Source organism: Paraburkholderia sp. BGA-UO-ETr-F12, assembly GCF_059567945.1.
This window is the reverse complement of sequence record NZ_JCAQOZ010000057.1, coordinates 190,780-204,891: the sequence shown is the minus strand read 5'-3', so window position 1 is coordinate 204,891 and position 14,112 is coordinate 190,780. Positions and strand designations below refer to the sequence as shown.

The 14,112-nt window shown below is 62.1% G+C and carries 12 protein-coding genes; 6 read left to right on the top strand and 6 right to left on the bottom strand.

Features of this window, described 5'->3' with window-relative positions; all coding sequences use genetic code 11:
* Window positions 1–9: 9 nt before the first annotated feature.
* Both AC57B6_RS27645 and AC57B6_RS27640 read right to left on the bottom strand, forming a co-directional pair.
* The gene (locus AC57B6_RS27645) at window positions 10–2,931 is read right to left on the bottom strand and encodes a molybdopterin-dependent oxidoreductase (RefSeq protein ID WP_496422508.1); all 2,922 of its coding nucleotides are present in this window, start codon (window positions 2,929–2,931) and stop codon (window positions 10–12) included.
* A gap of 175 nt (window positions 2,932–3,106) precedes the next feature.
* Complete coding sequence (locus AC57B6_RS27640) at window positions 3,107–4,039, bottom strand: 2-hydroxyacid dehydrogenase (protein ID WP_474634170.1); 933 nt, start codon at window positions 4,037–4,039, stop codon at window positions 3,107–3,109.
* 325 nt (window positions 4,040–4,364) lie between these two features.
* Between AC57B6_RS27640 and AC57B6_RS27635 the strand changes: the two genes are divergently transcribed.
* A complete protein-coding gene (locus AC57B6_RS27635; protein ID WP_028197259.1) occupies window positions 4,365–5,897 on the top strand; it encodes a sensor domain-containing diguanylate cyclase in 1,533 nt (510 codons plus the stop codon).
* Between the two features lie 121 nt (window positions 5,898–6,018).
* Here the strand turns inward: AC57B6_RS27635 and AC57B6_RS27630 are convergent, their stop codons facing one another.
* Window positions 6,019–6,342, bottom strand: coding sequence for a VOC family protein (locus AC57B6_RS27630; protein WP_028197260.1), 324 nt, complete (start codon window positions 6,340–6,342; stop codon window positions 6,019–6,021).
* A gap of 217 nt (window positions 6,343–6,559) precedes the next feature.
* Between AC57B6_RS27630 and AC57B6_RS27625 the strand changes: the two genes are divergently transcribed.
* Window positions 6,560–6,979, top strand: coding sequence for a VOC family protein (locus tag AC57B6_RS27625; protein ID WP_406868568.1), 420 nt, complete (start codon window positions 6,560–6,562; stop codon window positions 6,977–6,979).
* Here the strand turns inward: AC57B6_RS27625 and AC57B6_RS27620 are convergent.
* Window positions 6,976–8,376 (bottom strand): heavy metal sensor histidine kinase, encoded by a 1,401-nt coding sequence (locus AC57B6_RS27620; protein ID WP_496422507.1) that lies wholly within the window; start codon window positions 8,374–8,376, stop codon window positions 6,976–6,978. The genes AC57B6_RS27625 and AC57B6_RS27620 overlap by 4 nt on opposite strands.
* Window positions 8,373–9,044, bottom strand: coding sequence for a heavy metal response regulator transcription factor (locus AC57B6_RS27615; RefSeq protein WP_028197263.1), 672 nt, complete (start codon window positions 9,042–9,044; stop codon window positions 8,373–8,375). Before AC57B6_RS27615 ends, AC57B6_RS27620 begins: the two co-directional genes overlap by 4 nt.
* A gap of 182 nt (window positions 9,045–9,226) precedes the next feature.
* On the opposite strand from AC57B6_RS27615, the gene AC57B6_RS27610 reads away from it, so the two are divergent.
* The 3 genes from AC57B6_RS27610 to AC57B6_RS27600 all read left to right on the top strand — a co-directional run bounded on the left by AC57B6_RS27610 (window position 9,227) and on the right by AC57B6_RS27600 (window position 11,371).
* Window positions 9,227–9,859 carry a hypothetical protein gene (locus AC57B6_RS27610; protein WP_028197264.1) on the top strand — a complete coding sequence of 211 codons (633 nt, stop codon included), beginning with the start codon at window positions 9,227–9,229 and terminating at the stop codon, window positions 9,857–9,859.
* A gap of 109 nt (window positions 9,860–9,968) precedes the next feature.
* Entirely contained in the window at window positions 9,969–10,601 is a 633-nt protein-coding gene (locus tag AC57B6_RS27605; protein WP_183800091.1) for a cytochrome b/b6 domain-containing protein, read from the top strand.
* Window positions 10,598–11,371: a molybdopterin-dependent oxidoreductase gene (locus tag AC57B6_RS27600; RefSeq protein WP_144194412.1), complete on the top strand. Its 774-nt coding sequence runs from the start codon at window positions 10,598–10,600 to the stop codon at window positions 11,369–11,371. Before AC57B6_RS27605 ends, AC57B6_RS27600 begins: the two co-directional genes overlap by 4 nt.
* 20 nt (window positions 11,372–11,391) lie before the next feature.
* Here the strand turns inward: AC57B6_RS27600 and AC57B6_RS27595 are convergent, their stop codons facing one another.
* Window positions 11,392–12,390, bottom strand: coding sequence for an AraC family transcriptional regulator (locus AC57B6_RS27595; RefSeq protein WP_496422506.1), 999 nt, complete (start codon window positions 12,388–12,390; stop codon window positions 11,392–11,394).
* 320 nt (window positions 12,391–12,710) lie between these two features.
* Here AC57B6_RS27595 and AC57B6_RS27590 point away from each other — a divergent pair, with 320 nt between their 5' ends.
* Entirely contained in the window at window positions 12,711–13,763 is a 1,053-nt protein-coding gene (locus AC57B6_RS27590; protein WP_216751602.1) for an NAD(P)-dependent alcohol dehydrogenase, read from the top strand.
* Window positions 13,764–14,112 lie beyond the last annotated feature (349 nt).

Sequence of the window (14,112 nt, the reverse complement as noted above, 5' to 3'; positions counted from 1 at the left end):
CGCCGTGTGTCACTTTCGCTTCGCCGCGCCACGTAAGCGCGCCGCGAATTCACCGCGCCCCGCGAAGTAGGTCTGCACGATCCGCGAGACCACGCCGTTCGAGCCCGGCAACGCGGGCATCGCATTGAACTGCGGCAGCGTATGGTTCGCGTCCGCTTCCGCCGGATAGAGGCGCACGCGCACGTCGTACCACGCGGCCTGGCCCGTCACCGGATCCGAGTTCGAGAGCCGCGCGGCCGCTTCGTCGCTGCCGGGTAACTCGTCGGTGATCAGGTGGTTGAGCAGGAAGCCGCGCTGCGATTCGTTCGCGTCGGCGCCGAGATTCCACGCACCGGATGCCTTGCCAATCGCATTCCAGGTCCACACCGTGCCCGGCTCGACAGTCTCGCTAAAGCGCGCCATGCAGCGCACGCGCCCCCATTGCGATTCGGCGTAGATCCAGCTGCCGTCGGCGATGCCGTTTTCCGCCGCCATCAGCGGATTCATGTAGAGATAGTTCTCGCCGTGAATCTGCCGCAACCACGCGTTCTGCGAATCCCACGAGTGATACATCGCCATCGGCCGCTGCGTCACCGCGGCAAGCGGAAAACGCGCGAGATCGGTGGAGTCGCTTTCGAGCGGCGCATACCAGAACGGCAGCGGATCGAAATACTTCTCGACCCGTGCACGCAGATGATCCGGCGGTTGCCTGCCGCTCGTGCGGCCTTGTGCGGCGAGCCTGAACTTCTGCATGACGTCGGAGTACAACTGGATCAGGATCGGTTCGCTGAATTTGCGGAAGCCGTTTTTTACCGCCCAGTCGAGATAAGGGCCGTTGCAATTGCGCATGTACTGGAGCGTCTCCGGCAAGCGGTAATGAAACACGCAGTTGTTCTTTGCGTATTGTTCCCACTGCTGCGGATTCGGCTCGCCCACCAGCGCCTTGTCGCCGTCCTTGCCACGCCAGCCGATCAGAAAGCCCACGCCGGAATCAGGCGTCGTCGTGTGATTGATGATGAAGTCCGGGTAATCGCGAAAGCGCCGCGTGCCCTCGGCCGTGGTAAAGGCCGGAAACTTGAGGCGCGAAGCGAGTTCGATCAGCACCTCCTGGAACGGCTTGCATTCGCCCGTCGGCGGCACGACCGGGACGCGCACGGAATCCACTGGGCCATCGAACTCCGAGATCGGCCGGTCGAGCATCGACATCGCGTCGTGCCGCTCGAGATAGGTGGTGTCCGGCAGGATCAGGTCGGCGAACGCCGTCATCTCCGACTGGAACGCATCGCACACCACCAGAAACGGAATCTTGTACTCGCCGTTCGCGTGCTTGTCGGCGAGCATCTCGCGCACCTTCACCGTGTTCATCGACGAATTCCAGGCCATATTGGCCATGAAAATCAGCAAGGTGTCGATCGGATACGGATCGCCGCGCCACGCATTGGTGATCACGCTATGCATCAGGCCGTGAACCGCGAGCGGATATTCCCAGGAGAACGCCTTGTCGATCCGCACCGGGCCGCCGTTTTCGTCGATGAACAGATCCTCCGGCGCGGCGGGCCAGCCGAGCGGCCCGGTGGCGAGCGGCGTGTTCGGCTTGACGGCGTCGGGACTGTTCGGTGGTTTGGCCGACGGCGGCACCGCGCGGGGGAACGGCGATTTATGACGGAAACCGCCCGGGCGGTCGATCGTGCCGAGCATCGACATCAGCACCGCGAGCGCGCGGATCGACTGGAAGCCGTTGGAATGCGCGGCCAGCCCGCGCATCGCGTGAAAGGCAACCGGGTTGCCGGTGACGGTCTCGTGCTTCTCGCCCCATGCGTCGGTCCAGGGGATCGGCAGCGTGATCCGGTGGTCGCGACTCGTCTGGATCATTTCCGCGGCGAGGCGGCGAATCGTGTCGGCTTCAATGCCGGTGATTTCAGCAGCCCATTCGGGCGTGCAATCGGCCACGCGTTCGCGCAGCAAGGCGAACGACGGCGTGACCGGCGTGCCGTCGTCAAGCGTATAGCGGCCCTCGAGTGCCGGGGTCACGCCAGCGGCATGGTGCGGCACGGCGCGCGCGGTCGCGGCATCCCACCAGAGATGATTTTGCGGAAACAGCGGATTGCCCACCGACCGATCCGGGTCGCGCACGAAGAGGCCGAAATTTTCGCTCGCTTCGTCGAGGCTCACGAGTTCCGCCGCATTGGTATAGCGCTGCACGAACTCGTGATCCCAGGCGTCGGCGGCGATCAGTTCATGCAGGAACGCCATGAACAACGCGCCATCGGTGCCGGGCTTGATGGGCACCCATTCGTCGGCGATCGCGGCATAGCCGGTGCGAATCGGATTGATCGCGATGAAGCGGCCACCCGCGCGCTTGAACTTCGAAATAGCGATCTTGAGCGGGTTCGAATGGTGATCCTCCGCCGTGCCGATCATGAAGAAGAGTTTGGCGCTGTCGAGATCGGGGCCGCCGAACTCCCAGAATGAGCCGCCGATCGTATAGATCATGCCGGCCGCCATGTTCGCCGAACAGAAGCCGCCGTGGGCCGCGTAATTCGGCGTACCGAACTGCTTGGCGAACAGGCCGGTGAGCGCCTGCATCTGGTCGCGGCCGGTGAACAGCGCAAATTTCTTTGGGTCCGTGGCGCGAATCGTCGCGAGACGCTTCTCGAGCACGTCGAACGCGACCTCCCACGATACCGGCTCGAACTGCGCGCTGCCCCGTTCCGCGCCGGCTTTGCGCATCAACGGCTGGGTCAGACGCGCAGGCGAGTACTGCTTCATGATCCCCGAGGCGCCCTTGGCGCAGATCACGCCCTGATTCAGCGGATGCTCGGGGTTGCCGTCGATATAGCGCACCTCGCCTTCGCGCAAATGCACGCGAATACCGCAGCGGCAGGCACACATATAGCAGGTGGTCGTCTTGATTTCGAGCCGTTCGTCCTGCGTGCGGGCGTGGTGTTCCATACGGGATCTCCGTCGCGGCTCCGGCTATGTCGAAGCGATGTGGGTTCGATACCGATCATCCTATTCGTCGGCGGCCCACAAGGGAAATCGCGATTTATGACTGAAACTATCCGCTGCGCCGATAGTTTCAGTTTGCCTTCAGTGCTATTCAGTTGGCTTTGCTTGTCTTCCGTGCTCAGATCGGCGTCAACACCGCCTCGCCTGCGAAATGGCGCGAGGCGTTCGCGAGGAAATTGTCGACCGAAGCGGTGATCGCCTCCGGCGAGCGCCCGCCCACATGCGGCGTCAGGACGACGTTGTGCAATGCCAGCAAGGCTTCGGGCGGATGCGGCTCACCCTCGTAAACGTCCAGCGCCGCGCCGGCGATCGCGCCGATCGTGAGTGCATCGGCCAGCGCGGCGGTATCCACCACGCTACCGCGAGACACATTGACCACGAAGCCGTTCGGCCCAAGTGCGTCCAGCACCGCTTTGTCGATCAGATGACGCGTAGCGGCGCCGCCGGGCGTCGCTACCATTAGAAAATCGCACCATTGGGCGAGCTCGTGCACGCTGTCGAAGTAGCGCAGCGCAGAGCCGTCGCGTGGTTTGCGGTTGTGGTAGCCGATTTCCATCTCGAATCCGGCGCCGCGCCTTGCGATCTTCTCACCGATATGGCCGAGCCCGACGATGCCGAGCCGCTTGCCGGACACGTTCGGGCGCATCGGCAAGGTGTCGCGCCAGGCGCCTTTGCGGGTAGCCTGATCGAGTTGCGGCACGTCGCGCACCACGGCGAGGAGTAACGCGAACGCATGATCGGCCACGCAATGGTCGTTGGTGCCGGCGCCACTGGCGAGCACAATGCCGCGCGAGCGGGCGTGGTCGACGGCAAGGTTCTCGTAGCCCGCACCCAGCACGCTGACGAACTCCAGTTTCGGCAGCCGGTCGATTTCAGCGGCCGTCAGCCCGGTTGTGCCATTGGTCAGCACGGCGCGGATCGTGTCGCCATGCTCCGCGATCGCGGCGGCCCGCGCCGTGGCATCGGGCGCATGGACGACGTCGAAGGCGGCCTCGACACTCGCACGGCTTGCATCTTTCAAAGGAATCAAAACCAGCAGGGAAGGCTTCATGACGGGCGTTTTTTCTTCAGGCGGTGATGGGCGAACGACACGACGAGTGAGTGTAGCAAGCCACGTGCAGCCCTGCCGGCGGGCAATCGCAAGCGATCGTGAGCGCCGTCGGGAATGGACGAAAGGCGGACGAAAAGCGGACGAAAAAACAGCCGTGAGCAAAAAGTCCTGTTGCGAACCTGCTGCCGCCGGGCCTAAAGTCCACCCGGGGCCACGCCGTTATCTTCGTGAATGGACTGACGCAAATACCATGGGCCATGCGTCTTTCTTTTGAGCCCGATCCAAGCCGCTTTAGAATAGCCTGAACGCCGACCACGGAAATCCCATGCTGGACACCCCCCCGCGCGGCCCAGCGCCCGCTAACGACGCCCCGCAGGAAGTCTCTCGCCCCGAAGGAAGTCCCCTTGAGGGATCCGGGGACGATTCCCAGATGTTCGAACTTGCGCCCGTATCGCTATGGCTCGAGGACTTCAGCGGCGTGCGCACGCTATTCGACAGATGGCGCGCGCAAGGCGTGACTGACCTGCGCGCTCATTTTGCCGAGCATCCGGCGCTGGTCGCAGAATGCGCGCACAGCATCCGCGTCATCAAGGTCAACCAGAAAACGCTGACGCAATTCGAGGCCGCGGATTTCGACGCGCTCACCAACAATCTTGCCGCCGTGTTCCGCGACGACATGCTCAAGACTCATCTTGAGGAGCTGTGTCAGTTATGGGCCGGACAAACCCAGTTCACGAGCCAGACGGTCAACTACACGCTCGGCGGCCGGCGCCTGGATGTGCTGCTCAAGGGCGCCGTACTGCCTAACCACGAAGAGCGCTGGGATCGCGTGCTCGTTTCGGTCGAAGACATTACCGAACTAGAAGGCGCGCGGCATCGTGTGACCCTTGCCGAACAATACGCACGCGGCCTGTTCGAATATTCGCCGGTCTCGCTGTGGGTGGAAGATTTCAGCGCGATCAAGCGTCTGCTCGACGGTGCGCGCTCGGCCGGCATCAGCGATTTCCGGGTGTTCACTGACGTGCATCCCGAGTTTGTCGAACGCTGCATGCAGGAAATTCACGTGCTCGACGTGAACCAGCACACCCTCGACATGTTCGGGGCAAAAGACAAAGCAACACTGCTGGCTCACCTGGCAGACGTGTTCCGCGACGACATGCGAGCGCATTTCCGCGAACAGTTGCTCGATCTGTGGGACGGCAAGCTGTTTCAGCAACGCGAAGTGCTCAATTACTCGCTCGACGGCAACGAGGTGCATGTGCACCTGCAGTTTTCCGTTCTGCCGGGCCACGAGCATAACTGGGACCTGGTGCTGGTGGCCCTCACCGACATCACGGCGCGCAAGAAGGCCGAAGCGTACCTGGAGTTCCTCGGCAAACATGACGTACTAACCAAGCTGCGCAACCGCTCGTTCTACGTGGACGAACTGAACCGGCTGGAACGCAAGGGTCCATGGCCGGTGACGATCATCATGGCCGATCTGAACGGCCTCAAACGCGTAAACGACCAGCTTGGCCATGCGGCCGGCGACGCATTGCTACGGCGCGCCGGCGAAGTCCTCGCCAAGGCGATGGACGCGCCCTATCATGCGGCGCGCATCGGCGGAGACGAGTTTGCGATCCTTATGCCCGACACCGACGAGCGCGGCGGCGCCGCGATGATCGATGCGATTCGCCAGCTGGTCGAACTGAACAACCAGTTCTATCCGGGTTCGCTGCTGAGCTTTTCGATGGGCGCGGCGACCTGTCGGCGCGGAGACCGGCTCGAAGCCGGTGTACAACGCGCCGATCTGCTGATGTATGAGGAAAAGCGCGCGCACTATGCGAACCTTCCGCCCGCGAACCCGCCGGGCGACTGACACTGCGGCGCGCCACACGTTGGCGCTGCGTGTTTCGATTGTGAAAGGGCCGCGCTGTGGCAGCGGATTCGACGCTACGCCAGACGCGTGGTTATAAGCTCGATCAGCCGATCAGCCCGGCTCAGCCTTTATCGGTGCGCACTGCCTCGCCGTAGGTGCTGACGATCCGGCGATCCTGCTCCTCGACCGAAAACAGCTCCCACTCGAGCCCGTTCACGTCCTTGCTGCTCGAATACCCTTCTACCGCATCGTCCTCAAAGCCGACGTGCCGAAGTTGTCCCGCTTTCTCCGGCATCTCGTTGATCGAGAAGTTGAGCAGATCCGTGCGCCACATCGCGTAACGGCCAGGCACCACCGCCGTGGGCGGCTGCTCGAGACGGCGGGTGTAATCTTCGACGGACGCGTCGAGGTTAGCGACGGCCAAAGCAATATGGAAGCGTTTCATGGTGGTTGTCCTGACAGTCAGGATTAGGATGGGGTTTTCATCGTATCGGCGAAGCGCCGCCGCAACCAGTTGCGCAATCATCCCGGTATCGCCATTACCGGTTTGCGCCGGCACAGCTTCCCGCGCACAGGATGAATGCGGCCGGACCAGGCCAGGTCAGGCTTCGCTATACTCATCGGCCCGGGCGACGCTGCAATAAAAACAAGGAGCGATTCTGATGCTTTCCCACGTATTCGTCGGTATTTCGGATTTCGAGCGCGCATTCAGCTTCTATAGCGTGCTGATGGACACGTTGGAGTTGCGGCTCAAGTTCCGCGACAACGATACGTGCTGGGCCGGCTGGATGGCAGCCGGCGCGCCACGGCCCCTGTTCGTCATTGGCAGGCCTTACGACGGTCAGCCCGCCACCGTGGGCAACGGCCAGATGTTGGCGCTCCTCGCTGAAGACCGCGCCACGGTCGATCGGGCACATGCCGCGGCGCTCGCTCACGGCGGCGCCTGTGAAGGGCCGCCGGGTTTGCGCCCTCAGTATCACCCGGACTATTACGGCGCGTACTTTCGCGATCCCGACGGCAACAAGCTCTGTGTGTGTTGCCATGAGCCGGACCCGGGCACGACCCCGCAGGCCGCCCGCTAGACGCCCGGAAAACGCAATTCGAAGCGCACCACGCCCGGCACCGGGCACACCACACGTGCCGTGCCGCCGTGCAGATGCATGATCGCCCTGACGATTGCGAGCCCCAATCCGCTCGATTCGGTAAAAGCGCTGCGTGCCGCATCCGCGCGATAGAAGCGGTCGAACAGACGGTTCAACTGCTCGTCAGGAATCGGCGCACCGTCGTTTTCCACCACTACGGTCGCGCCCTGCTCGTCCTGCGTACCGCTCAAACGCACCACCGTATCGTTCGCGCCGTATCGCACCGCGTTGACGACGAGATTGTTGATCGCGCGCCGGCACAGCATCGGATTGGCCGACGCGATGCCCATTGCCTCCACGGTAAAGCGCATCCCGCGTTCGTCGGCGGGGCCTTCAAAATAGTCCGCAATCCTGACGAGTTCATCGCGCAGATCGACCGGCTCACGCTCAATGGACAACGCAGCGTGGTCCGCATGCGCAAGAAACAGAATGTTTTCCGCGATGTGGCTCAAACGGTTCAGCTCTTCGAGATTCGATTCAAGCACTTGCTGATATTCATCGGCATCGCGCGTTTTGGCGAGCGTCACCTGGGTCTGGCCGATCAAAGCGCCCACCGGTGTGCGAATTTCATGCGCCAGGTCGGCGGAAAACTGCGAGAGGCGCTGAAAGCCGTCGGCAAGACGGTCAAGCATCGCGTTGAAGGCATGCGTGAGCTGGCGGAGTTCGAGCGGCGCAGCCTCGCTGTCGAGCCGCACCGACAAACTCGCCGGACTGATCTGCGCGGCCCGCGTGGCGATCTCGCGCACCGGCCGGAAGGTGCGGCGCAGCACGTAGTACGCGAGCAGCGTCGCGGCCAGCATGCCGGTCAGCGTGGCCAGCACGATGCGATTGCGGTACGCGGCCAGCATCCGCATTTCCTGGGTCATGGGATGCGCGGCGATCACTTCGACCTCGCTGCCGTCCTCGCGCGCCTTGACCGCGGCAATCGCCCAATGGACCGGAACGCCGTCGGGCAACAGGGTCTGGCGGATGTCCGGGAGCGTCGGCAAGCGATTCTGGACATCGGCATGGAGGGCCGGCACGGCAATGCCGGCAGGGTTCACGTCGATAAACGGTGCTTCGCCTGGGCGGCGAAACAACAGCACGTCTTCTTCCGCGCCGAGCATGCTCTCGAACAGCACAGGCCGGCTCTTCAGGTCGCTGACCGAGTAAAGATCGCGCACGATGCGGCTGAAATGCTCGACCCGGGCCGTGAGCACCACATCGGCACGCCGCTCCAGCGACACCTGCGCGGAGTGATAGAAATACGCGCCCAGCGTGCCGATCACCACGCATGCGATCGCGGCGAACAGCACCGTGGTGCGCGCGGTCAACGAACGGTCGGTCCACAGTGTCATGAGCCGTCGCCGAAGGTGTAGCCGATGCTGCGCACCGTATGAATCAGCTTCTTTTCGAACGGATGATCGACCTTCGCGCGCAGCCGTTTGATCGCGACGTCGACCACGTTGGTGTCGCTGTCAAAGTTCATGTCCCACACTTCCGAGGCGATCTGCGTTCGCGATAACGCTTCGCCCTGCCGGCGCACCAGCAGATGCAACAGCATGAATTCCTTGTTGGTCAGTGGAATCTCCACGCCTTCGCGCGTGACCTTGCGGCGCAGTACGTCGAGTTTGAGGTCGGCGATCTCGAACACGTCGTGCTCGCGGATCACGCCACGGCGCAGCAGCGTGCGGATGCGCAACACCAGTTCGGTGAAGGAGAAAGGTTTGACGAGGTAATCGTCGGCGCCGAGTTCGAGACCGCGGATGCGGTCGCTGACATGATCGCGCGCGGTCAGGAAAATGACCGGCAGATCGCGCCGCGCACGCAGCGCACGCATGATCTCCCAGCCGTCGATGCCGGGCAGCATCACGTCCAGCACCACCAGGTCGTACGCATGTTCAAGCGCCATGTGCAGGCCATCGGTGCCGGTGCGCGCGAGGTCGACCGCGTAGCCGCTTTCACGCAGCCCTTTCTTCAGGTAGTCGCCGGTTTTCGGATCGTCTTCGATGACGAGGATGCTCATGGTGCCTGGTTTCCGACCCGAGCGCCGCCGTGGGCGCGAGTCGTGAATATGGACGTGGGTATGGAGGCCATTCTACGTGGCCGCGCCGTGCCGTTCATTACGTTTTTGTCATCCGTCTGTCACTCGCCGGAGCCAATCGCGCGCTTAATCTGCCCCCATCCTTCACCACCCAGAGCAGACTCATGAAGATCGTTTCCGCTAATGCCGTTCGTGCCGTCGTCGCCCCCGCGCTCGTTGCAGTGTCGCTGTTGGCCGCTGGATCCGCCGCGCAAGCTCAAAGCTCCATGCCCACCGGCGTACGCGGCACCGTGACCGCGCTTTCGGGCGACCTGCTCAAGGTCCACACGCGCGACGGCAAGGATGTCGACGTGAAGCTTGCGAAGGACACGCCGATTCGTGGCGTTGCGCTCGCCAATGTGAACGACATCAAGCCGGACAGCTATGTCGGCACCGCCGCGATTCCGCAGCCCGACGGCACGTTGAAAGCGCTCGAAGTGCACGTCTTTCCGGCCAGCATGCGCGGCGCCGGCGAAGGCTATCGCCCATGGGACCTCGGCTCGAACAGCACGATGACCAACGGCACGGTGGGCTCGCTCGTGGTCAGCAACGGCCGCACCATCACGGTCAAGTACAAGGACGGCGAAAAGAAAATCGTGATTCCGCAAGACGTGCCTATCGTCGCGCTCGAGCCGGGTGACCGCTCGCTGCTGGTGCCGGGAGCGAAAGTCGTGCTATTCGCGCATAAGGAAGCCGATGGTTCGATGGCGGCGAATTTCATCTCCGCCGGCGAACACGGTGTCACGCCGCCGATGTGAACCGATGCAAGACGGCGCGTTGCAAACGCGCGCTGTCCCTGTTGTCAGGGCAGCCGCGTGCCTCAACGACGCGGCTTGCAGATTTCCGCCTGTTTCATCGCCGCTCACCATGCCTAAACCGCCAGCACGCTTTATCGTCCACCCGCTCGTCGTACGCATTACGCACTGGATCAACGCCTTCGCGATGGTGTGCATGGTGATGAGCGGCTGGGCGATCTATAACGCGTCGCCCTTCTTTCCGTTCAGATTTCCGGTGTGGGCGACCGTCGGCGGCTGGCTGGGCGGCTCGATTGCCTGGCATTTCGCGGCGATGTGGCTGTTGTGCGCGAACGGCCTGCTATATCTGGCGTATGGGATCGGACGCGGACATTTCCGGCGCAAGCTGCTGCCCGTCTATCCGCGCGACGTCATTCACGATGCAGCGCTCGCGATGCAATTCAAACTGCCGCACGATACCGGAAAATACAACGCGGTGCAGCGCGCGCTCTATCTTTTCGTGTTGTTTCTTGGGGTATTGCTGGTCGCCTCGGGGCTCTCGATCTGGAAGCCGGTGCAATTCTCGTGGCTAACCGCGCTCTTCGGCGGCTTCGATTTCGCGCGTCGCGTGCATTTTGTCGCGATGGCGGGGGTGGTCGGTTTTGTCGTAGTGCATCTGGCGCTGGTGCTGCTGGTGCCGCGCACGCTAGCGCCGATGCTAACCGGTCGCACCCGAATCACCACACACGAAAGGAGCGAGGCATGAGCGAAGCAAAGCGCCGGGACTCGCGCAGCACGGATATCGTTCTCGCCGACCACAAACCGCAAATCGAACGTCTGCAACGGCGCCTCTTTCTGCGCTCGTCGCTTTCGATCGGCGCGCTGGCGATGCTTTCCGGCTGCAACATGCAGGACGGCGATTCCGTCGACAAGGTGTTGTGGGCCATGTCGCGCTGGAACGATCGCGTGCAAGCGTGGTTATTCGATCGCAACAAACTCGCGCCCACCTATTCGGCGAGCCAGATCACCGATCCGTTCCCGTTCAACGCGTTCTATCCGGAGTTCGATGCACCGGATATCGACGGTTCGACGTTCCAACTGGAAGTGTCGGGCCTCGTATCGGACAAGCGCACGTGGACGCTCGACCAGTTGCGCGCCTTACCGCAGGCTTCGCAGATTACGCGGCACATCTGCATTGAAGGATGGAGCGCGATCGGGCAATGGCGCGGCGTGCCGTTTCGCACGTTCCTGGAGCGCATCGGCGCCGATCTGAGCGCACGCTATGTCGGCTTCAAATGCGCGGACCGTTATTACTCGAGCCTCGACATGGCCACGGCCTTGCATCCGCAAACCCAACTGACGCTCGATTTCCGTGACACGCCGCTGCCGGCCAAATACGGCTACCCGCTGAAACTGCGCGTACCGACCAAACTGGGCTTCAAGAATCCGAAGCACATCGCGGCGATCTTCGTGACCAACACGAACCCCGGCGGCTATTGGGAAGACCAGGGGTACAACTGGTTTAGCGGGCTATAGCGCTCGCGGCTGGAGCGCGTCTATACCGCGGTCACGTAGCGCGCGGCTGGTTTGACCACACGGGGCGGCGGCGCATCGTAGACGGTGCGCATACGTTTGACTTCATCGACCGGGCTCAGGCCGAACAGACGCTTGAACTCGCGGCTGAACTGCGACGCGCTTTCGTACCCGACGCGCGCTGCGGCCGCGCCAGCATTCAAGCCGTCCTGCACCATCAGCAAGCGCGCGTGATGCAAACGCGTGGTCTTCACGTACTGCATCGGCGAAGTCGCGGTCACCGCCTTGAATTGCGCATGAAAAACGGCGAGACTCATCCCCGCCTCCGAGGCGAGCGTGTCGACGTCGAGTTGCCCGTGATAGTCGGCATGAATGCGCCTTAACGCCTTGGCAATACGGCCGAAATGATTCTGATGCGTGAGGGCCGCACGAATCGCGTCGCCCTGCTCGCCTGTCAACACGCGATAGCAAATTTCGCGGACCACCCCTGGCGCGAGAATGCGCGCGTCGAGCGGCGAGGCCAACGCGTCCATCAAACGCTGCACGGCGTTGCTCAAAGCCGGATCGAGCGGCGTCGAATAGATGCCGAGCGGCTCGTTCTGCGCGGTGCCCTGCGTTTCATTCAACGCCATCAGCAGCTCAGCCACCATGCTCAGATCGACGCGCACCGAGATGCCGAGAAACGGCTTGTCCGGGCTCGCCTCGGTTTCACATTCGAACGGCAGCGGTACCGACAGTACCAGGTACTGCTGCGCGTCGTACTGGAATACCTGATCGCCGAGATAACCGCGCTTGCGCCCCTGGCAGACGATTACGATGCTCGGTTCGTACATCACCGGCATACGCGGCATCGGGCTGTTGGCGCGCATCAGATTGACCCCTTCGAAGCTCGAGCGCGTGATGCCCGGGTTGGGTGCGAGCTTGTCGAACAGTTCGACGAGGCGTTGCTGCGCGGGATCGCCGGGGCCATCGAGGGCTGGGCGGTGATCGGCCGGTGCGGGTTCGACGAAACGAGGTGACATGACGATATAGTGACGAGCAAGAGAATAATGCTTGAAATTTAGCATCAAACGACCTACTGCGCTCGTCATCAGGAGTTTTAGGCAAACCTTCAAGATATTCAGGTATTCCCCGACTCGCTCCCGGCTTCTACTATGGGAACCCTACCGGATCATCTATTTCCGCGCTGCGCCGGGCGCGGTTGTCCGTTCACTGCTTTCGTGAATATGTCAGTCATCGCCTGCGCCGTGATCCCGGTTCATTACAAGGTTTGGCCGCATCGGCGACGCGCGTCGCCCATCGCCGGCGCCTTGCGACATCACCCTCTTTGCTGGAGTTACCCATGAGCACGACTTATGCCTATGCAGCGACCGACGCTAACGCGCCGCTCGTTCCGTTCGAAATCCAGCGCCGCGCACTGCGCGCCCATGACGTGCAGATGGAAGTCCTGTTTTGCGGTGTGTGCCATTCCGACTTGCATCAGGCACGCAACGAATGGAAGAACACGGTGTTCCCGGTGGTACCGGGCCATGAGATCGTCGGCCGCGTGACGGCGGTGGGGCCGGACGTGACCAAATACAAGGCGGGCGATCTGGTGGGCGTGGGCTGCCTGGTCGATTCGTGCCGCACTTGCGCGAGTTGCGAGGAAAATCTCGAACAGTATTGCGAAAACGGTTTTGTCGGCACGTATAACGGCGTGGACCGGGTTGACGGTCAGATTACCTACGGCGGTTATTCGACACAACTGGTGGTGGATGAGGCATTCACGCTACGAGTGCCGGAGAATCTCGACCCGGCGGGCGTGGCGCCTTTGTTGTGCGCGGGTATCACGACCTATTCGCCGCTGCGCACGTGGGGTGCCGGTCCCGGCAAGAAGGTCGGGATCGTCGGCCTTGGCGGTCTGGGTCACATGGGCGTGAAGTTGGCCCGTGCGATGGGCGCGCACGTGGTGCTGTTTACGACCTCGCCGTCGAAGATCGAAGATGCCAGGCGGCTTGGTGCGCATGAGGTTGTCATTTCGAAGAATGCTGACGAGATGGGGGCACATGCCAATAGCTTCGATTTCATCCTGAATACGGTTGCTGCGCAGCATGATTTGAATCCGTTCTTGAATCTGCTCAAGCGCGATGGGACGATGACGCTGGTCGGGGCGCCCGAGCACGATCATCCGTCGCCGCAGGTGTTCAATCTGATTTTCAAGCGTCGCCGGCTGGCTGGTTCGCTGATTGGCGGGATTGCGGAGACGCAGGAAATGCTGGATTTCTGTGGTGAGCATGGGATTACTTCGGATATTGAGGTGATTCCTATGCAGGGGATTAATGAGGCTTATGAACGGATGCTTAAGAGTGATGTTAAGTATCGGTTTGTGGTTGATCTGGATTCCTTACGGAAGTGATTTTCTTTTGGTTTTTGCCTGGTTGGCGTTTTTTTTGTTGATCTGGGTTTTTTTTGGCCTTTCCTTGATTTGTTAGTGGTCTATTAGCGTTGCCCCTGTGCGGGGCGGCACCTACTTTTCTTTGCCTGCCGCAAAGAAAAGTAGGCAAAAGAAAGCGGCTCAAACCGCTAATTCTTAAGCGGGTCCCCCGCACAGTAACGGTAGTGGTGCATCTGGAATCTGTGTTCCCGCACATTCCGCGTTAGCGACAAGGCAGTCATACCTCCCGCCTCGCACTACGTGCTCGCCGGAAGGGATCATCTGCAAACCCGCGGGTGTTCGCCCGGCGCGGTGGGAGGCGCTGGTCTCG